Source organism: Acidimicrobiales bacterium, from assembly GCA_035547835.1.
Taxonomy (GTDB): Bacteria; Actinomycetota; Acidimicrobiia; order Acidimicrobiales; family Iamiaceae; genus DASZTW01.
This window is the reverse complement of sequence record DASZTW010000017.1, coordinates 285,350-303,035: the sequence shown is the minus strand read 5'-3', so window position 1 is coordinate 303,035 and position 17,686 is coordinate 285,350. Positions and strand designations below refer to the sequence as shown.

The window sequence follows — 17,686 nt, the reverse complement described above, 5'->3', positions numbered from 1 at the left end:
CCCGGGTGCCGCGTGATGCGAACGACCCAGGGCGCCCCTCGTCGGCCGCCGCCACGACCGGCGGGTAGGGTCCCGAGCGGATGACGCTGCTGCTCGCTTCGCACCCTCGGTTCTGGGAGCACGAGACCGGCGCCGGGCATCCCGAGCGTCCGGCCCGACTCGACGCGGTTCGCGCGGGCATCCACCGGGCGGGGCTCGATGAGGCGATCCAGCCCTTGGTGCCGCGGGCCGCGACCGAGGAGGACCTGTCCGTCGTCCACCCACGCGCGTACGTCGAGTCGATCGAACGCTTCTGCGCGGCCGGCGGCGGCCACCTCGATGCCGACACCACCGCCAGCGTCGGGTCAGGCGAAGCAGCGTTGCTGGCGGCCGGCGCGGGCCTCACGGCGATCGAGGCGCTCGACGCCGGCGAAGGCGACGCGGCGTTCTGCGCAGTTCGGCCGCCCGGCCACCATGCCTTGCCCACGCGGGCCATGGGCTTTTGCTTGTTCAACAACGTCGCGGTGGCGGCCGCGCACCTGGCCGGGCGGGGCGAACGGGTGCTGGTCGTCGACTACGACGCCCATCACGGCAACGGCACCCAGGCGATGTTCTGGCGCAGCCCGCAGGTGGCGTACGTGTCATTCCACGAGTGGCCGCTGTACCCCGGCACCGGCGCGATCGACGAGATGGGCGCCGACGAGGGTCTCGGCACCACCATCAACTTCCCGCTGCCGCCCGGCGCCACCGGCGACGTCGTGCGCGACGGCATCGAGCGGGTGGTGGTGCCGTTCGCGGCGTCGTTCGAACCCACCTGGCTGTTGCTGTCGGCGGGCTACGACGGCCACCGGGCCGATCCGCTCACGCAACTCGGTCTGACGGCTGGCGACTTCGGCGACATCACCGCCGACCTGCTCGCCCTTGCTCCGTCGGGCCAACGGTTGTTGTTCCTCGAAGGCGGCTACGACCTCGACGCCTTGGCCCAGTCGGTCGGGGCGAGCCTGGCCGCGTTGCTCGGTGAGCGCTACCGGCCCGAGCCGCCGTCGGCCCACGGTCCCGAGACCGACGTGGTCGACCGGGTGGTCGACGCCCGGCGGCGCCTGGCCGACGAGGGAGGCAGCGGCGGCGCCCACGGCTGACGGGGTTGCGGGAGCCGCCAAGTAGCGTGGTTCGACGTGATCCCCGCCCGCTTGCAGCCGGTACTCGACGAGGTTCGTCCCCTCGCCGAGGCGTTCGAGGCGGCCGGAGCACGTCTGTACCTGGTGGGCGGCATCGTCCGCGACCAGCTCCTCGGGCTCGAACTGTCCGAAGCCGCCGACATCGACCTGACCACTGACGCGTTGCCCGCCCGCACCCGCGAGATCGTGGGCCCGTTGGCGTCGGCGGTGTGGACCCAAGGCGAGCGGTTCGGCACGATCGGCGCCAATGTCGGCGGTCGGGTCGTCGAGATCACCACGCACCGGGCGGAGGCCTATCGCCCCGATTCGCGCAAGCCCGACGTGCAGTTCTCAACCCGCGTCGAGACCGACTTGTCGCGTCGCGACTTCACGGTGAACGCCATGGCGCTGTCGGTGCCCGAGCCGCAGTTGGTGGATCCGTTCGACGGCGCGGCCGATCTCGCAGCCGGTCGCCTTCGCACCCCGTTGAGCCCCGACGAGTCCTTCACCGACGACCCGTTGCGCATGTTGCGAGCCGCGCGGTTCATCGCGGGATACGGCTTGGAACCCGACGAAGGGCTGCTCGACGCCGTGAAGCGGTTGGCCGGCCGCATCGAGATCGTGTCGGCCGAGCGGGTGCGCGACGAGCTCGACAAGTTGTTGGTGGTGCCCGACCCGTCGGCCGGGCTGTGGTTCCTGGTTGGCACCGGCCTAGCCGACCACATCTTGCCGGAGCTGCCGGCGATGCGCCTCGAGCAGGACCCGATCCACCACCACAAGGACGTGCTCGCGCACACCATCGCCGTTGTCGCCAAGACCAGCGCCCGCAAACGGTTGCGTCTGGCCGCGCTGTTGCACGACGTGGGAAAGCCGAACACCCGCGAGTTCGGCCCCAAGGGCGTCAGCTTCCACCACCACGAGGTGGTCGGCGCCCGCATGGCCCGCGACCGGCTGCGGGCGTTGCGGTACGCCAACGACGATGTCGATGCGATCAGCCGCCTCGTCTACCTCCACCTGCGGTTCCACACGTACTCGATGGGTTGGACCGATTCGGCGGTCCGCCGGTTCGTCACCGATGCCGGTCCGCTTCTCACCGATCTGCTCGAGCTGACCCGATGCGACTGCACGACGCGCAACCAACGCAAAGTGAGGGCGTTGGAGCGCCGGATGGACGAGCTCGAGGCTCGGATCGAGGAGTTGCGCGAGCGTGAGGAGCTGGCGAGCATCCGCCCCGATCTCGACGGCGATGCGGTGATGGCTCACCTCGGGATCGCGCCGGGCCCGGAGGTCGGCGAAGCCTTGCGGTACTTGCTCGAGCTCCGCCTCGACGAGGGTCCCTTGGGTACCGAAGAAGCCACCCGCCGCCTCGACGCCTGGTGGTCCGCCCGCCCCTGACCCGTCAACCCCCCCTCGCTGCTGTGAGCAGATAGCCACCTCCACGGTGGTCAGGTGCTCACAGCAGGGAATGGCGTCTCGTGCTGTGAGCAGATAACCACCTCTACGGTGGTCAGGTGCTCACAGCAGGGTGGGGTTGGGGTGGGCGACGGCGGTCAGAGGGGGCGGGAGTCAGGGGCCGCGGCCAGGGGCCGGGGGCGCGGCGGGCGCGGCAGACTGCGGAGCGCGGCAGACTGCGGAGCGTGGCGGTCGAGGTGATCGAGGTCGGCGACGACGCCGGGGTGGCGCGGGCTCGTGTGATCCGCTTCGAGGTGTTCGTCGACGAGCAGGACGTGCGTCCCGACGAGGAGCTCGACGACCTCGACCACACGCCCGGCACGGTGCACCTGCTCGCGGTCGACACCGATACCGGCGACGACCTCGGTACCGTCCGGCTGCTCAGCGACCCCGCCCAACCCGGTGTGGTGCACGTGACCCGGGTGGCGGTCCGCCGCGACGCGCGCCGCCGCGGGGTCGGGCGACTGCTGATGGACGCGGCCGAGGAGCGGGCCTTGGTCGACCACGGCGGCGGCGAGCCTCGGTCGGTGCGCTTGGAGCTATCGGTGCAGGAGGCCGCGCTCGACTTCTACGGCGCGCTCGGCTACGAGATCGGCGACCGCCGGTACGTGAGCGCCCGCATCTGGCACCGCGATGCGGTGCGGGTCGTGACCGAGCGCTGAGCCGGCCGCCGGGCCGCCGGGCCGCCGGGCCGCCGCCCGGGCCGGGGCGCGGGTTGGTGCCTGGCTGGGTGGGAGGCGGGCGCGGGCGCCAAGTCGGCCGTGGCGGCCGGGCGCTCGGAGGTCCAAAGGTCCCTGTCGACGCAAGTGCTCACCGGCCAGCGGCTCGGAACCAGGTCCTCCCGGACCGGTCGACCCCCATCAGTCGACGGTGGCGAGCCAGGCGGCGACGCGGTCGCGCCAGGCGAACACGTCGGTCACCGTGTCGGCTACGAACAGCTCGGCATGGGGGATCGTGCCGGCCAGGGCTTCCGCGGTCGAAACAGGGTGCCCGGGGTCGCCGGCCCAGGCCAGGATCAAGGTGGGCACGGCAACGCGTTGGAATGCCTCGAGGGGCGGCAGGTCCGACGCGCCGGCGGCGCGCAGCACCCGGGCCAGCGACGGCAGGTCGGCGTCGGCGAGCTGCTCACGTCGAGCCTGGCGGACCTGGTCGGCCCATTCGGCGAACATCGGCGGCAGCAGTGCTTCGTCGAGGCTGGCGAGGTAGCCGTCGATGTCGCCTGCGTCGAGCAGCGCGGCGCCGTGGAGGTACTGGTCGACTTGCGCGCGGCGGGTGCCCCACGCGGTGGGCGGGATCACCAGGAGCAGACCGTCGATGCGCTCGGGATGCTGGTACACGGCGTGGAGGCTGGTGGCGCAGCCCATCGACGCGCCGCCGGCGATGAACCGGTCGGCGCCGACGGCGTCGGCCACGGCGAACAGGTCGGTGGCGAGCCGGTCCCACCGACAGTCGTCGTCGCTGGTCGGCGCGGATGAGCGCCCGTGGCCGCGGGCGTCGTAGCGCACCCAACGCGCCACGCCGAGGTCGGGCCAGGGGAACATGCGGGCCTCGTCCTCGCCGGCCCGGCTGCTGGTGAGGCCGTGCGTCCAGATGACGGTGCGCCCTTCGCCGGTCACCGACACGTCGAGATCGGTCGTCATGTTGCGCTACCTCCACGGGCGGGTCGGTCGGCGTACGGCAAGGGGAGCCCTCGACACCCTGCCAGGTCGCCGCGCGAACCCGCGCACATCGCCGTCGACCACCACCGCGTGGCCGCTCGCGGGGACCGGGGCCCGGCGCGGGTGGCGTGCGGTCTGGTCACGCAGTGTCGGCGTCGACGCTGATCAGGGCGACGGTGGTGATCGGCGCGTAGCACTCCTCGTTGGCGCCGTGGGTGGACGAGCCGCTGATCAGCAGGCCGTCAGCGACGAGGTGCACGCCGACGATCTCGGCGCCGTGGCATCCGTAGCCGATCACTTGCCCGACGACCACCTCACCGGGGGCCACCTCGGCCTCGGCCAGCGCGGTGCGCACCTTGTCGGCCAGCGGGCGGCTGAACTGCCCGGTGAACGCGTCGATCCGGCCAGGTGTGTCGAGCTTCGCGGCGCGCCCAGTGGGCCCCGCCGTGGGTGAGGACCCGCCACCGGTCTCGGACACGACCGCGACCTCGTGGTACTCGACCGTCGCACCGCCGAGCAGGGTGGGCGAGGATCGCGTCGTCGACGTGCGGACTGTGAGCCCGTCGCCGCCCGGCGTGCACCCGGCGAGCAGCGCCAGCGCCGCCCCGAAGGTGAGCACCACGAGAGTAGAGATGCCACGTTGCATACCGGCTTCGACGCTGACCGTGGCCGTACGGTTCCCGAGGCGCGGCGCTCGCGGTCGGTCAGCCTTGTTGCTCGGTCGGGCGGATGAGGACCTCGTTGACGGCCATGTGACGTGGGCGGGTGACGACGAACGTGATGGCGTCGGCGATGTCGGTGGCCGCGAGCCGCTCGACGTTGCCGAACCGTTGAGCCATGTTGGCGAGGGCCGCCTCGCTCAGGTGGGTGGGCAACTCGGTGTCGACGGCGCCCGGCTCGACGATGCTGACCCGCACATGGCGCTCGGTGACTTCCTGGCGCAGCGACTCGCCGAACGCGCCGACGAGGGCCTCCGCGGTCGCTTCGCCGATGCCGCTGCTCGCCCCGGTGACGAGCGCGACGGTTCCTTCGAGGGTCTTGGGCATCGCCCCACGATGCCGCCCGCGGCCGTGACCGACAACTGGTTCGAGGCGATGGCGGGGGCGGGGGCTCTGCTTGGGCGATCGGGTGGCCGGCGATCGGGTGGCCGGTGGCGGGTGGCCGCCGGCGCCGGGCGCGTCAGCGGGTGCCGACGGCTTGGCGGGGCGGGAACTGCGGGGGACGTTTGGCCAGGAAGGCCGAGACGGCCTCGGCGTGCTCGGGCGATTCCCAGCACTGACGGAGGTACTTCGACTCGAGCGATTGCACGCGGTCGAGGTCGGTCTCGCAGGCGTTGGCGGTGAACAGCTCCTTGATCATCTGGAGCTGCGGCGCGGGGTTGGCAGCGATCGACGTGGCGAGCTCGACGGCCTGGTCCACCAGCGCGTCGGGCTCGACCAGCACGTCGACCAGGCCCGACGCGAAGGCGGTCTCGCCCGAGAGCATCTGGCCCGACAGGGTCATGGCGCTCGCCCGACCGAACCCCATGCGCTGCACGAGGAAGTGGGTCGACGCCAGCTCGGGCACCAGACCCACCTTGATGAACGCCATGGAGAACTTGGCGTTCGGCGACGCGAGGATCACGTCGAACGGCAACACCATGGTCATGCCGACGCCGACCGCCGCGCCGTTCACCGCGGCGAGCAGCGGCTTGGAGCCGCGGCAGAACGCCACCCAGTCGAGTCCGGCGGGCATGCCGCCTTGGCCGTTGGCGGTGTCGGCGCCCGGGTCGTTGCCTTCGAGGCGAGCCGAGAACGTGTCGCGCATGTCGGCACCGGCGCAGAACGCACGGCCGCCACCGGTCATGACGATGGCGCCGATGTCGGCCGCGGCGTTGGCGTCGCCGATCGCCGTGCACAGCTCCTCGGACATGTGGGGGGTCCACGCGTTGAGCCGGTCGGGCCGGTCGAGCGTGATGACCAGCACCTCACCGCGTCGCTCGGTCTGGATCGTGTCGAAGCCAGTGTCGGGCATGGCGCCGCCTCCTCGCAGTTCCAACGGGCGGGTTCGGAGTGTACGACCGTCCGTGGCTACGGCAAGGCCCGTCGACAGCAACGTGTTGCTCGACGTGCTGACCGACGACGCCGAGTGGGGGCGGTGGTCGTCAGATGCCTTGGCTCGTGTGGCGGACACTGGGCCGTTGTGCATCAACCCGGTCGTCTACGCGGAGATGTCGGTGCGATTCAGTCGGATCGAGGACGTCGAGGCGGCTTTGCCGGCAACCGACCTTCGACGGGCGGCGGTCCCGTGGGAGGCGGCGAGTCTCGCCGCGAAGGCATCCGTCGGGCGTCGGCGTCGAAGGGGGCCCAAGATGTCGCCGTTGCGGGACTTCTTCATCTGGGCGCACGCGGCGGTCGCCGGGTTGGTGTTGCTCACACGCGATGCGGGGCGCTAGCGCGCCCACTTCCCGACGGTGCAACTCGCCGCTCCGTAGCGACTGAGCCGCGCAACGCTGGCTGCTTGGTCGACGCCCGGCCCTTCAGTCGCCGGCGCGTCGGGCGCCTTGGTGGGCGGCTTCGGCGAGCCGTTTGATGGCGGCGAGGCGGCGGTCCCAGTCGTTGGCCACTTCGGCGAGGGTGTCGGAGGCGTCGCCGAGACGGGTGGGGTCGACGCGGAACCGGACCTCCCTTCCCTCGCGGTGGCGGGTGACGAGGCCGGCCGCCTCCAAGACCCCGAGGTGTTTGGCGACGGCTTGGCGGGTGAAGGGGACCTGGTCGGCGAGCGAGCTGGCGGTCGCCTCGCCGCCGCGCACGAGCAGGTCGATCACGCGGCGGCGAGACGGGTCGGCGATGGCCGACCACAGCCCGTCGTCGACCTCGTCGACCTCGTCGGTCACGTGGGCGCGCCGTCCTCGGCATCGCCAGTGCCGGGGGTGCCAGCGGGCATGCCGTCCGTCGACCCCCCGCCGGCCAACGCGGCCAACCGGTTCAAGAAGTTGGGCCAGCCCTCGTTGTGGCCCTTGGCGAACTCAGCCTTGTCATCGTCGTTCCAATGGATCGACTCGACGCCGGCCTCGGTGACGCGCAGGTGGGTGCGGGCGTCGCCGCGGGACTCGAGGGTGAACGTGACGAGCACGCTGCGGCCGGGCACCGGGTCTTCGCCGTCGGGGTGCGCCCAGCGGAACGAGAAGGTGGTGGGCGGGTCGACGGTCTCGACCTTCATCGGCGCGTGCACGGGTTCCGGTGGGCCGTCCTTGATGATGAACGTGCCTTCGCCGCCGGGCCGCAGGTCGAGGTCGGGGATCTCGGCGAACCACTGCGCGATCTGGTCGGGCGTGGTGATGGTGGCCCAGACGATGTCGATGGGCGCGTCGACCATGATCTCGTGGTCGATGGTGAGGTCGGTGGTGCTCACAGTCGGGTGACCTCCAGGGGCTTGGTGTTGCTGTCGGGCCAGGGCACGCCCTTGCCGGACTCGAGCTGGGCCTTGAGGCTGAACAGGTAGAAGCCCCACGACGTCGAGCAATGGTGCATGAAGTCGCACGGCTCGTCCCACTCGTGGGCGAAGTTCACGATCACCTTGCCGTCGACCTCGCGGAGCTCGAACCTGATCGGGTGGCCGACCCACTCGTCGGGGCCTTGGATCACGTTCCACTGCACCCGCTCGGGGCGAGTGATGTCGACGAGCTCCATCGTGGCCGACGGCGCGTCGCCGCCGAACCAGATCTCGAGCTTGCCGCCTTGCCCGCCGGTACCGCGGACGTCGCGACTCCACCAGCTCGCCACACCCTCGGGGGTGGCGACGGCCTTGAACACGGTGTCGATCGGCGCCGTGATCTCCATCTGGTGCCGGATGCTTTCCATGGCTGGTACCTCCTGTGGGATGTGCAACTGATAGTTGCACATCTGGCGGAGATATGCAACCACAAGTTGCACATGGCGGCTGAGGTGCGCTGCTCGGTGTGTTGGTGTCGCTCAGGTGGATGCAGCCGGCAACGCACACCTCGGCCCCGCCCGCGCCGGCAGCGGTGGCGCGGCGCTCAGGCGAGGTCGGGCGACCAGGGCGCCGCCAGCGACCCCGGCTCCTTCGTGGCGAGGAGCGTGCGCAGGTCGTCGAGCGAGCGGATGAGCTCGACGGCCAGACCGGGTGCCTGCCCGGCGACCTTCGGCGCCAGGGTGTCGACGAGGCTCGTGTAGTACCAGAGGTGCTTGGCGGGGTCGTGCACTTTGAAGCGGTCCCACAGCTGCGGGCCGATCTCGCGGTAGTCCGACACGATCGCCCGCAAGTTGTGGAGCTTGTCGCATGCCGACACCAGCGCGATGCGCTCGTCGACGCGGCCGAGGTGGGCGAGGTACGTCTGTTTGCGCACGTCCCACGGCGGCTTCTGGTCACCCTTTTCGGTGTCGGCGAGGCTGTCGGACAGCGCGGCCACGATGTCGGCGATGTCGTCGCCGAACGTTGCGCGGACCCGGTCGAGTTGGCGTTGCCCGCCGTGGTCCTCGACCACGTCGTGCAGGAGGCCGGCCGCGGCCTGATGGTCGTCGCCGCCGTGCTCGAGCACGAGGGCGCCCACCGACCACAAGTGCGCGACATAGGGGATGTTCGTGCCTTTGCGGAGGTCGTCCGCGTGCTCTCGCCCCACGTAGTCGATGGCCTGCTGCAGCAGCGCCATGTCGCGTGGGTTCCTGCCCATCACGGTTTCCGCCATCGCTCCACCTCTCGCCCGCTGGCTGTAGCTCGGTCACGGATGGTCCGTGCCACCCCGCAGTGTGCTGCTTGTGGGCGAGTCGTGCTCGTTGCCGGCGGTCGACGTTCGCGGCGGGCGCGCACGTGGCGAACCCTTGGATGGTCTGGATCGTGGTGACGGCAGGTGTGCGACCATCGCCGGGACGGGTCACCCGCGATGTTTGGCTCGCTTCTTTCGGAATCCGAAAGGAACGGGCCAAACAAGTCGGTGCTGATCGGGCTCGCGTTGGTCGTCGGACTGGTGGGCCTGGTCGTCGGGTCGCTGGGCGCGGCGGGTGCGGCTCCGGCCGCGCAGCCCGTCGGCTCAGTGGGTACGGGCACTGGGCCGCCGTTCGTGGTCGACGGCCCGTGGGTGCGCGACCAGTACGGCCGGGCGTTGTTGTTGCGTGGCGTGAACCTCGTGCGCAAGGTGCCGCCGTACATCATGCCGGACGTGCCTGGCGGCCTCGACGCCGAGGTGGCCAAGGGAATCGCCGACCTCGGGTTCGACACGGTGCGGCTCGGCGTGACGTTCGATGGCCTGATGCCGACCCGGGGTCACATCGACGAGGGCTACATCGACAAGGTGGAGCGGGAGATCGAGATGGAGGGCGCGGCCGGGCAGGTGTCGGCGGCGAAGCACGACGCGGGCGCCAAGCGTGCGCCGTCGGCCTCGCTCGCGGCCACCGGATTCGATTCGCAGGCACCGACCGCAGCCGGTGTCCTGGCGTTCGCCGTGCTGTTGCGTGCCGTGTTCGCGCGGATGCGGCGCGGCGGTGAGCGGTGACCGATCAGCAGGTGTGGCGGCGTGTTCCTTGTTGGCGGGCCACCACGAGGGCGTGGTGCGCCGCATCGGGGTACGGAGCAGTCGCATGGTGCGGGCTCGTGCAGCACGCTTGTCGAAGGTGTCGGTGTCGGCGCAGCCGGCTGTTCTGCCGAGACCGCCAAACCGCTCGACGCGGCGCGCGGCCCGTCGGCCGCGTCGGAGCGGAAGTGGCGCTCAGGCCGCGAGTGCCGTGAGGAGGTCGGGCGGGACGGCGGTGTCAGTCGCCGAGCTCGATGGACACGGCATCGGGCTCGGTGAGCTCCTTCCAGGTGTATTGCTGCTGGCCGCGGTGGCTGATGGTGATGAGGTAGTAGTCAGAGCCCTTGGTGGCCTTCAGCGTGAAGTGGAACGTGCAGTCGTCGCCGTCGAGCGATCCGGGGCCGAGTGGAGCGCGGTCGACCTCCTTGCCTTCTTTGTTGGTCAGCACCACCGAAGTCGACGAGTTGATGTCGCCGTACCCGCCGTCGCCGATGCAGCCGAGTGCGTCGGTGCTGAGCGAGTCGTAGTCGCCGTGGAGCACGAACGTGCCGTGGATCGTCGCTGTCATCGACCCCGATCGTCCGGCGATGAGCCAAACGCCGAGCCCCAGCGCGACGGCAATCGCGACGGCGACCCCGGCGACGACCCAGCCGCGTCGGCGCTTCTCCGCAGGCAGTCGGTCGGCGGTCGCACTCGGATCGAAGCTCACTCCGGGTGCCGGTGGTTGCGGGCCGTTCTGCGGGGGAGGCGGCGCCTGTTGGTTGCTCCATTGGTGGCCGTCCCACCAGCGCGAGCGGCCAGGGTCGGTCGGGTCGCGGTACCAGCCCGCGGGTGGGGAAGGTGTGTCGCTCATGCTCGGGCCCGCTTTCAGTCACGTGTCGAGGGGGATCGGTGCGCCGGTGACCGGCGAGCGCCGCCGGCTGGCGGCACGGTCACCCGTACGCCACAGCCGTGACCGGGAAGCTGCGCCTCGCAACCACGCCCCAGCTGCTGGACTCGCGCGACATGACCGGTGCCCGATTGCTGCTGACCTGCGGCCTGCCTGGGGCGGGCAAGACGACGCTGGCACAGGAGCTTGCCGTCCGACGGAGCGCCGTGCGCCTGACGAAGGATGAGTGGCTCTGGGCCGTTGGCTCGAGCCCCTGGGACACGCCCACGAGCGTCAAGATGGAGCAGGAGCTCTGGCGCTTGGCACAGCAGATTCTCGGCTTGGGGTTGAGCGTCGTGCTCGACTTCGGGCTTTGGGCCCGGGCGGAACGCGACGAGATGCGGGCGGTCGCTCGCCGCTTGGACGTTGGTGTCGAACTGCACTACCTCGATGTGCCCGCCGATGAGCTCTGGCGACGTATCGCAACGCGGAATGCCTCACCGCCTTGGGTCGAGCAGCCGATCCGCCGTGCTCACCTCGACGAGTGGATCACTGTCTTCGAGGCCCCGGACTCGGGGGAGTTGGCCTTGTTCGACCCTCCACCGCCCTAGCAGTGCAGCGGTGCCAGACCCGCAGGTTCCCGACTCTCCGGGCTCGATCGTGTACGCCCCAGCCGTGACCGCAGCGGGGCGGTGCGGTCAGCGGATGAGGGCGATGGCGGTGAGGATGACGGCTGAGAAGGTGCCGAGCAGGGCGACCATCGTGGTGATCATCGTGGTGACCATGGAGCGTTGCAGCGCAGCCAGGTCCTCTTTGGTTGCGAACGTCGCTTCCATGGCGTCGAAGCGGAGGTCGATGCGTTGCTCGAGGGCGTGGAGGTCGTGTTTGGTGGCGACGTCGGCCCAGCCGACGGGTGGGAGGAGCTCCATCAGGGTGTCGGCTTCGTGTGCACCGAGGTGTTCCTCCAAGGTGACGTAGAGCTGGTGCCGAGATCGTTCGTCGGTCACGCGGCTTCCTTCTGTGGTTCCGATTCAGAGGAAGGCCGCGGCCTTCGAGCACCTACCAGGGTAGTCATCGGGTCCGACGGTTGGCCTGGGGCGGCTCAGCGGAAAGCGAGATCAAGGTGATAGGCCGGAAGCCCTGGTTCTCGCGCCAGATCGCAAGTCTCCCGTGCCCTCCCGAGATGCTCGCTTGCCCACCCGGATGGCCGCGCCCGCGGGCGCGCCCGCACCGCGCCGCCGCCCGGCCCGACGGCAGGCCGGGTGGCAGGCTGATCGTCGATGCGACATGTGGTGCTCGGGGCGGGGGCGATCGGTGGGGTGGTGGGCGGCCGGTTGTTCGAGGACGGCCACGAGGTGGTGCTGATCGCGCGGGGTGCGCACCTCGAGGCGATCCGGCGCGACGGGCTGCGCGTGGAGTCGCCGGCCGGGGTTGCCACGCTTGCCATCCCGGCGGTGGGGCACGTGGGCGAAGTCGACTGGCGGACCGACGACGTGGTGCACGTGGCGGTGAAGAGCCAGCACACCGAGGCGGCGCTGGCCGACCTGGTGGCAGTGGCGCCGCAGGTGCCGGTGGTGTGCCTGCAAAACGGAGTGGCGAACGAGCGGGCGATGTTGCGGCTGTTCGCCGATGTGCAGGCGGTGAACGTGAACATGCCGGCCACGTTCGTGGACCCGGGCGTGGTGCAAGCGTGGTCCACGCCGATCACCGGGTTGTTGCACGTGGGCCGTTACCCGTCGGGCACGAACGAGACGACGGAGGCGGTGGCGGCGGCGTTCCGATCGGCCACGTTCACGTCGTCGCCCACGCCCGACATCGCGCGGTGGAAGTACCGCAAGCTGTTGACGAACTTGGCCAACGCGGCCGAGGCGGCGTGTGGCCCGAAGGCCCGGTTCGGGCCGTTGGCGAAGATGCTGGTGGCGGAAGGCGACGCGGTGCTGACGGCGGCGGGGATCGACGTGGCGACCGTGGAGGAGGATCGTGAGCGGCGCGGCAAGCAGTTGCAGATGGGCGAGATCGACGGTCGTCGGCACGCGGGCGGGTCGTCGTGGCAGAGCTTGGCCCGCGGCACCGGCGACATCGAGACCGACTACCTCAACGGCGAGATCGTGCTGCTCGGCCGCCTGCACGGGGTGCCCACGCCGGCCAACGAGTTGGTGCAGCGCCTGGCCCGCGACTTGGCGAGGGGTCACGAGCGCCCGGGCGAGCTGAGCGAGGACGAGATCCTCGACCAGCTGAACCACGGCACCGACGCGACGCAAGGCGGGGAGCGGTCGTGACGTATCGGGTGATCCAGTGGGCGACGGGCGGGGTTGGTCGTGCCGCGATCGGCGGCGTGGCCGCCCACCCCGACCTCGAGCTGGTGGGCTGTTGGGTGCACTCGCCCGACAAGGTGGGTGTCGACGCGGGCACGTTGGCGGGACGCGATCCCGGCGCTGGCTGGGGTGCGTCGATCGCGGTCAGATGACGGTGAGACCCAAGGTGGCGGCAACCTCGCCCCGGGCTTGATCCCGGGTGGCGAATGCCTGTTGCTCGGCGGGCTCGGCGAGCGTGGGCAGGGTGATCGCGGCCACGGCGAGGTGCCAGGCATCCATCGCCCGGATGCCGTGGTTGCGCACCAGGTCGAGCGCCCGGCTCTCGATGTCGTGCTGGTCGGCGGCGACGACGGTGACCGGGCCGTCGACTGACAGGTCGGCGTCGAGCAGGTCGAGCAGCGCGGCCGCGTCGCCCCGGCCGGTTCGGCACGCGCGCACGATGGCACCGGAGACCTCGATGCGGCTCCACGTGCCGGTGACGAGCGCGACCTCCGTGTCGTCGAGGAGGGCGCTCGCTGCGTCGTGTCCCGCTTCGTCGGCGAAGTAGGCGCGCGCGAGCACCGAGGAGTCGACGTAAGCGATCACCCTCGCTCGCGGTCTTCGGCCAGGAGCCGGTCGACCACCGGTCCGATCCCGCGTGTCGAGGAGATGGCGCGTCGTCGTCGGGCTGTGCGCACCGACGGCCCGGGTTCGGGTCGGGCTACGCCAACGGCCGTGGCGCGGGCACGGAGACGCTCGCGGCGTCCGCCTTGGTCGACGTCGGCAGCCGCGTCGAGGATCTCGTTCGCGACGGCGTTCACGCTGCGGCCGCTGCGCCGAGCTCGTTCGGTGAGCCGTTGGTGAAGTTCCTCAGGAACTCGGAGTAGCAACTGCTTCATGATCCATCATGCTATCAGGCGAGACGACTGATAGCATGATGGATCGGACGGTCGAGGTCAGCGGGCGAGCTCGGTACCCAGCCACGCCGCGTCGGCGGCTGCCACGTGTGTCCGGCGTCCGGTAGCCGCGAGACACCGGACCCGTGGCACCGGACACGGCTCAGGTGTGGCGACGGTCGAGTGCGCTGCGGAGCAGCTTGGCGCCGACTCGGTTGCGTATGTCGGGCTGGGCGATGCGGGCACGAGCCTCGGCTTCGGTCGCCAGCCCACGGGCAAGCACGTCGTCGACCATGGCGTCGAGGTGCGATTGGTCGACGTCGGGGGCCAGGTCGATCAGCGTTCGCACCGGGGTCGTGACCGGGATGCCGTCAACGGTGGTGAAGTCGGACTCGGGCACAACATCGTCGTAGTGGACGATCACCTCTTGGCCGCCGATCAATCGAACCTCGGTCAAGACGCCGTCAGCGTTGACCGACATCGGCCCCACCGTCGGAGCGGACTCCCAACCGCCGAACCATGAGTTGTCAGGTGTGTTGGTCATGGCATCGACCGTAGGCACGGCCTGTGACAGTGCTCTGTCCGAGCTCGCTGGGCCGCCGATCCGGGCACGCACCGGCCGGGTCCGCCAACCGCGGGTTTGGTCGGTCCGCGCTGCGCGCTCCCGGAAAACAGCTCCTCCTGCGCCGACCTGCGGCCCCATCGAGCGCGTTGCAGTGTCGCGGTCGATGCACGATGGGCCGGACGGGTCGAGTGTGAGCGGGCGCCGGCGTTCAGGTCGGGCGGGAGTGGGTAAGGGGCCAGTCGATGCCCCACAGGGAAAGACCGTGGTGATGACCCCTCCCCGCTTTAGGCCAGACCGTTCGCTGCTGCGCCGTGGCCTGCACGCACGCCTCGATGGCCCACCGGCGGGCCCCCACGCGCGCCGACGCGTGCGGGCGACGGGGGCGAGGGCCGGGCTGGTGCTGGTCGCGGTGCTGGCGGTGCTCGCGGCGCTGGCGGTGGGGTGCTCGAGCGGCGGCGGTGGCCGATCCGGGGCGAAGCCGTGGAAGACGTACTTCGACGCCGTGGCGGCCGGCAAGCCGGCTGTGTTGCACCGGTCGGAGGCGACGGCAGCCCCCGGGTCGCCGGCCCGGCTCTATCTGCAGTATTTGGAGGCGAGCGCCGCCACCGGTGACGGGTCGGTCAGCTATGACGGCGACCGCGTTCGGTTCTGCCCGCACGCGTCGAAGGGCGACTGCACCGACTACGACCACATCGAGGTCGACGACCACGACCGGGTGACCGGCTTCGACGTGGCCGGCGTGGCGCTCGACCAGCGCATCCGCGGCGCCGGCCAACCCGTGACCACCGGGTCGATGACGGTCACCTTGCAGGCCGCGTACCAGTCGGCCCACAGCGGGCTCGTGCTCGTGGTCGACGTGACCAACCATGGCTCACAAGCGTTGGGGAACGGCACGCTCGCCTCCACGTACGTCGGCGCCGATGGGCACCTGTTCGACCTGTCGGTGCCCGACACCGCGTTCACGGGCGACATCGCGCCGGGTGCCACAGCCACGCAGACCATCACCTTCCGGAACGCCCATCTCGGCGGCAAGCTTCACTTCCACGCGTACGCCGGCGACGCGAAGACCAAGCTCACGGCCATCGTCCCGGTGGGCTGACCCGCTGCGTCGGGCGGCCCGATCGCGGCGAGCCGTCGAGGCCCCGCCGAGGTGGCCGCCGCCTCGATGGCCGCGCAGCTCCGCCGTGCGACCCGTGGGACCATCCCCGCATCGAGCTCCTGCGCCACAAGAGCCTCGCGGCGCCGACACCGGCGGACGATCGAACCGGATTACGACCCGGCGCTATCGGGTGGCGCGGACCTGATCGATGAACGATGGGTCTGACGGGTCGAGCGCGCGCAGGCCGGCGACGTCGCCGAACGCGCGGTCGGCCGACGCCACGGCCCAGTCTCTTCGGCGGGCGGCCGATGCCAGGACCGCGTCGAATGGGCCGAGCGCCGACGTCGAGCTGAAGAGCTCGAGACCCTCGAGGAGGTCGACCTCCTCGAGACGGAGGAGTGGGGACAGGCTGACGCCGAACGCCTTTGCGAGGGCGGCCGCGTCGCTTCGTGAGCGGCGGCGAGCCCGGACGTGTGCGAACTCCTGGAGGGCTTCGAGGGTGGTGGTCGCGCGCACGTCGCCATCGCGGATCCGCGCAAAGAGTGCGCGTGCGGGATCACGGAGCGGGTGGTCGACACCCACCGCGTACACCAACATCGTGGTGTCGAGGAGGATCACGCGGAGCGACTGCGGATGCTGTCTAGTTCGCGGCGGAGATCGCTCGGGTCGGGGACGTCCATGGGCTCGGCGTCGAGCACCGTGTCGATGGCCGCTCGACGTTCGTCGGCGTTTCCCGGAAATCGCTCGTCGATCGCTTCGCGGACGAGCACCGCGATGGCCACGCCACGCCGCGCTGCTTCTTGTTCGAGTCGTGCCCAGCGGTCGTCGTCGACGAGGACCTGGAGTCGACGATCGAGCATGCTCATATAGTAGTAGGTGATGTTCTTCGCCGACGCCGACCTCGGTGGCGCGTTGCCCCTCGGCGGCTACACCGGCGATCCGTCCCACGAGCTCGCCGCGGTGGCGCCGGTGCTGGGCGGTCAGTGGATCAGGGTGACGACGGTGAGGATGACGGCCGCGAACGTGCCGAACAGGGCGATCATCGTGGTGATCATCGAGCGTTGCAGTGCTGCCAGGTCGTCTTTGGTGGCCACAGTTTCGAGGCGGAGGTCGAATCGTTCGTCCATCGCGGCGAAGCGGAGGTCGAATCGTTCGTCCATCGCGGCGAAGCGGAGGTCGAAGCGCTTCTCCATCGCGTCGAAGCGGTGGTCGACGGCGTCGAAGCGGTGGTCGATGCGTTCTTCGAGGGCGTGGAGGTCGTGTTTGGTGGCGACGTCGGCCCAGCCGACGGGTGGGAGGAGCTCCATCAGGGTGTCGGCTTGGTGTTCACCGAGGTGTTCCTCCAAGGTGACGTACAGCTGGTGACGGGAACGTTCGTCGGTCATGCGGCTTCCTTGCGTGGTTCGTACCAGAGGGCGGCCGCGGGCCTTCGAGCGATCCCAGGGTAGCGAGCCGCGCTGACCGTCGTTGGGGCCGATTCGGTTCGGGTGGTCAGGTCTGGCCCTACGGGAACCAGGTCGAGAGCTGAGGCGGTTCGGCCCGGGCCGGTTGTGTGTCAGCCGGTGTGCGACTCGAGGGTGCAGCCGTCGAGGCCGGCGGCGCGGAAGGCCGCGTCGGCCGGCGCGTTGAGCCCGTTTGACTGATCGACGGCCTTGCCGGCCGCGTCGAGGTCGTTCTTGCGGAGCGCGTCGGCGATCTGTTTCGCGAGCTCGACCTGGTGCCGCGTCAGATCGAGCGCCTTGCCCAAGTTCGTCTCTTGCGAGTCGGTGCCGTGCAGTGCGTCGAGCTCGTCGACTTCACGCCCGAGGAGCTCGGCTTCTTGGTCGACAGCGCTGATTGCGGCGGCGGTGTCGCCGCTTTGGAACGACAGTGCTGCCTTCGCACCGAGGGGGCCGAGCGTGTCGTTGTAGCGGCTGCAGATGGCGTTGCCCTTCTGGGCGAACGCCGGATCGGGCGACGACGCGGCCGTTGAGCCCGATGAGCTGCAGGCAGCGACGAGCGTTCCCGCGACCGCGACCGTGACCAGCGCTGTGGTCATCCGACTCGCTCGCCGGCCTTGGTGGGCTGTCGTTGGTGTCGCTGGCAGCCGCGACGCCGGCGAGGTTGCCTCCGTGCCGTCCATGCCGGGAACTTACGCGCAGACGTACGAGCTGCGTCGGCTGGATGTGACCGTCGTGGTCACGGCCGACGCGTACTTCTCCCGGGAGAC

26 protein-coding genes are annotated in these 17,686 nt (G+C 70.5%); 9 read left to right on the top strand and 17 right to left on the bottom strand.

Features of this window, described 5'->3' with window-relative positions; translation table 11 throughout:
• Positions 1-80 precede the first annotated feature (80 nt).
• From VHA73_14110 to VHA73_14100, 3 genes are all read left to right on the top strand, one after another.
• Positions 81-1,118 (top strand): histone deacetylase, encoded by a 1,038-nt coding sequence (locus tag VHA73_14110; GenBank protein HVX19161.1) that lies wholly within the window; start codon positions 81-83, stop codon positions 1,116-1,118.
• A 36-nt stretch (positions 1,119-1,154) separates the two neighbouring features.
• Positions 1,155-2,531 (top strand): CCA tRNA nucleotidyltransferase, encoded by a 1,377-nt coding sequence (locus VHA73_14105; GenBank protein HVX19160.1) that lies wholly within the window; start codon positions 1,155-1,157, stop codon positions 2,529-2,531.
• Positions 2,532-2,773: 242 nt separating this feature from the next.
• Entirely contained in the window at positions 2,774-3,250 is a 477-nt protein-coding gene (locus VHA73_14100; GenBank protein ID HVX19159.1) for a GNAT family N-acetyltransferase, read from the top strand.
• Between the two features lie 198 nt (positions 3,251-3,448).
• Here VHA73_14100 and VHA73_14095 read toward each other — a convergent pair whose 3' ends face one another.
• The 4 genes from VHA73_14095 to VHA73_14080 all read right to left on the bottom strand — a co-directional run bounded on the left by VHA73_14095 (position 3,449) and on the right by VHA73_14080 (position 6,259).
• Complete coding sequence (locus tag VHA73_14095) at positions 3,449-4,228, bottom strand: alpha/beta fold hydrolase (GenBank protein ID HVX19158.1); 780 nt, start codon at positions 4,226-4,228, stop codon at positions 3,449-3,451.
• 157 nt (positions 4,229-4,385) lie between these two features.
• A complete protein-coding gene (locus VHA73_14090; GenBank protein ID HVX19157.1) occupies positions 4,386-4,892 on the bottom strand; it encodes a hypothetical protein in 507 nt (168 codons plus the stop codon).
• Between the two features lie 58 nt (positions 4,893-4,950).
• Entirely contained in the window at positions 4,951-5,292 is a 342-nt protein-coding gene (locus VHA73_14085; protein HVX19156.1) for a hypothetical protein, read from the bottom strand.
• A gap of 133 nt (positions 5,293-5,425) precedes the next feature.
• Complete coding sequence (locus VHA73_14080) at positions 5,426-6,259, bottom strand: enoyl-CoA hydratase/isomerase family protein (GenBank protein ID HVX19155.1); 834 nt, start codon at positions 6,257-6,259, stop codon at positions 5,426-5,428.
• Between the two features lie 52 nt (positions 6,260-6,311).
• Between VHA73_14080 and VHA73_14075 the strand changes: the two genes are divergently transcribed.
• Positions 6,312-6,680 (top strand): type II toxin-antitoxin system VapC family toxin, encoded by a 369-nt coding sequence (locus tag VHA73_14075; protein ID HVX19154.1) that lies wholly within the window; start codon positions 6,312-6,314, stop codon positions 6,678-6,680.
• Between the two features lie 84 nt (positions 6,681-6,764).
• On the opposite strand, the gene VHA73_14070 is transcribed toward VHA73_14075, so the two are convergent.
• The 4 genes from VHA73_14070 to VHA73_14055 all read right to left on the bottom strand — a co-directional run bounded on the left by VHA73_14070 (position 6,765) and on the right by VHA73_14055 (position 8,933).
• Positions 6,765-7,121 carry a metalloregulator ArsR/SmtB family transcription factor gene (locus VHA73_14070; protein HVX19153.1) on the bottom strand — a complete coding sequence of 119 codons (357 nt, stop codon included), beginning with the start codon at positions 7,119-7,121 and terminating at the stop codon, positions 6,765-6,767.
• A complete protein-coding gene (locus VHA73_14065) occupies positions 7,118-7,639 on the bottom strand; it encodes an SRPBCC domain-containing protein (protein HVX19152.1) in 522 nt (173 codons plus the stop codon). Before VHA73_14065 ends, VHA73_14070 begins: the two co-directional genes overlap by 4 nt.
• Positions 7,636-8,088: an SRPBCC domain-containing protein gene (locus VHA73_14060; GenBank protein HVX19151.1), complete on the bottom strand. Its 453-nt coding sequence runs from the start codon at positions 8,086-8,088 to the stop codon at positions 7,636-7,638. Before VHA73_14060 ends, VHA73_14065 begins: the two co-directional genes overlap by 4 nt.
• A 176-nt stretch (positions 8,089-8,264) precedes the next feature.
• The gene (locus tag VHA73_14055; GenBank protein HVX19150.1) at positions 8,265-8,933 is read right to left on the bottom strand and encodes an HD domain-containing protein; all 669 of its coding nucleotides are present in this window, start codon (positions 8,931-8,933) and stop codon (positions 8,265-8,267) included.
• 246 nt (positions 8,934-9,179) lie between these two features.
• On the opposite strand from VHA73_14055, the gene VHA73_14050 reads away from it, so the two are divergent.
• Positions 9,180-9,737 (top strand): hypothetical protein, encoded by a 558-nt coding sequence (locus VHA73_14050; protein HVX19149.1) that lies wholly within the window; start codon positions 9,180-9,182, stop codon positions 9,735-9,737.
• 256 nt (positions 9,738-9,993) lie between these two features.
• Here the strand turns inward: VHA73_14050 and VHA73_14045 are convergent, their stop codons facing one another.
• Positions 9,994-10,323, bottom strand: coding sequence for a hypothetical protein (locus tag VHA73_14045; protein ID HVX19148.1), 330 nt, complete (start codon positions 10,321-10,323; stop codon positions 9,994-9,996).
• Between the two features lie 383 nt (positions 10,324-10,706).
• Here VHA73_14045 and VHA73_14040 point away from each other — a divergent pair, with 383 nt between their 5' ends.
• Positions 10,707-11,234, top strand: coding sequence for an ATP-binding protein (locus VHA73_14040; GenBank protein ID HVX19147.1), 528 nt, complete (start codon positions 10,707-10,709; stop codon positions 11,232-11,234).
• Between the two features lie 87 nt (positions 11,235-11,321).
• Here the strand turns inward: VHA73_14040 and VHA73_14035 are convergent, their stop codons facing one another.
• Positions 11,322-11,630, bottom strand: coding sequence for a hypothetical protein (locus VHA73_14035; GenBank protein HVX19146.1), 309 nt, complete (start codon positions 11,628-11,630; stop codon positions 11,322-11,324).
• Positions 11,631-11,903: 273 nt separating this feature from the next.
• Between VHA73_14035 and VHA73_14030 the strand changes: the two genes are divergently transcribed.
• Positions 11,904-12,902, top strand: coding sequence for a 2-dehydropantoate 2-reductase N-terminal domain-containing protein (locus tag VHA73_14030; protein HVX19145.1), 999 nt, complete (start codon positions 11,904-11,906; stop codon positions 12,900-12,902).
• Entirely contained in the window at positions 12,899-13,090 is a 192-nt protein-coding gene (locus VHA73_14025) for a hypothetical protein (protein HVX19144.1), read from the top strand. The genes VHA73_14030 and VHA73_14025 overlap by 4 nt, the downstream gene beginning before the upstream one ends.
• Here VHA73_14025 and VHA73_14020 read toward each other — a convergent pair.
• The 3 genes from VHA73_14020 to VHA73_14010 form a co-directional block, all read right to left on the bottom strand.
• Positions 13,083-13,523 carry a type II toxin-antitoxin system VapC family toxin gene (locus VHA73_14020; protein ID HVX19143.1) on the bottom strand — a complete coding sequence of 147 codons (441 nt, stop codon included), beginning with the start codon at positions 13,521-13,523 and terminating at the stop codon, positions 13,083-13,085. The genes VHA73_14025 and VHA73_14020 overlap by 8 nt on opposite strands.
• Positions 13,520-13,816: an Arc family DNA-binding protein gene (locus VHA73_14015; protein HVX19142.1), complete on the bottom strand. Its 297-nt coding sequence runs from the start codon at positions 13,814-13,816 to the stop codon at positions 13,520-13,522. Before VHA73_14015 ends, VHA73_14020 begins: the two co-directional genes overlap by 4 nt.
• Positions 13,817-13,976: 160 nt before the next feature.
• A complete protein-coding gene (locus VHA73_14010; protein HVX19141.1) occupies positions 13,977-14,357 on the bottom strand; it encodes a hypothetical protein in 381 nt (126 codons plus the stop codon).
• Between the two features lie 289 nt (positions 14,358-14,646).
• On the opposite strand from VHA73_14010, the gene VHA73_14005 reads away from it, so the two are divergent.
• The gene (locus VHA73_14005) at positions 14,647-15,477 is read left to right on the top strand and encodes a hypothetical protein (protein ID HVX19140.1); all 831 of its coding nucleotides are present in this window, start codon (positions 14,647-14,649) and stop codon (positions 15,475-15,477) included.
• A gap of 183 nt (positions 15,478-15,660) precedes the next feature.
• Here the strand turns inward: VHA73_14005 and VHA73_14000 are convergent, their stop codons facing one another.
• The 4 genes from VHA73_14000 to VHA73_13985 form a co-directional block, all read right to left on the bottom strand.
• Positions 15,661-16,095 carry a type II toxin-antitoxin system VapC family toxin gene (locus tag VHA73_14000; GenBank protein HVX19139.1) on the bottom strand — a complete coding sequence of 145 codons (435 nt, stop codon included), beginning with the start codon at positions 16,093-16,095 and terminating at the stop codon, positions 15,661-15,663.
• On the bottom strand, positions 16,092-16,337 hold the full coding sequence (locus tag VHA73_13995; GenBank protein HVX19138.1) for a hypothetical protein: 246 nt from the start codon (positions 16,335-16,337) through the stop codon (positions 16,092-16,094). The genes VHA73_14000 and VHA73_13995 overlap by 4 nt, the downstream gene beginning before the upstream one ends.
• A 120-nt stretch (positions 16,338-16,457) precedes the next feature.
• Positions 16,458-16,862, bottom strand: coding sequence for a hypothetical protein (locus VHA73_13990; protein ID HVX19137.1), 405 nt, complete (start codon positions 16,860-16,862; stop codon positions 16,458-16,460).
• Positions 16,863-17,032: 170 nt separating this feature from the next.
• Entirely contained in the window at positions 17,033-17,515 is a 483-nt protein-coding gene (locus tag VHA73_13985) for a hypothetical protein (GenBank protein HVX19136.1), read from the bottom strand.
• Positions 17,516-17,686: the final 171 nt, after the last annotated feature.